The 368-nt window shown below is 56.4% G+C and carries 1 rRNA gene; it reads right to left on the bottom strand.

Features of this window, described 5'->3' with window-relative positions:
• A 23S ribosomal RNA gene (locus AC1DT6_RS40675) occupies window positions 1-368 on the bottom strand; the annotation flags it as partial.

The raw sequence follows: 368 nt of genomic DNA, 5'->3' as shown, positions 1-368 counted from the left end.
GGTTAAGCCTCACGGGTCATTAGTACCGGTTAGCTCAACGCATCGCTGCGCTTACACACCCGGCCTATCAACGTCGTMGTCTTCAACGTCCCTTCAGGTGGCTTAAAGCCACAGGGAGAACTCATCTCGAGGCAAGTTTCGCGCTTAGATGCTTTCAGCGCTTATCTTTTCCGCACTTAGCTACCGGGCAGTGCCATTGGCATGACAACCCGAACACCAGCGGTGCGTTCACTCCGGTCCTCTCGTACTAGGAGCAACCCCTCTCAATTCTCCAGCGCCCACRRCAGATAGGGACCGAACTGTCTCRCGACGTTCTRAACCCAGCTCGCGTRCCACTTTAAWCGGCGAACAGCCGWACCCTTGGGACC

The organism is Cupriavidus sp. 01L45 (genome assembly GCF_056399885.1).
Note: the sequence above shows the minus strand (reverse complement) of the source record. Positions and strands in the feature narration are given on the sequence as shown.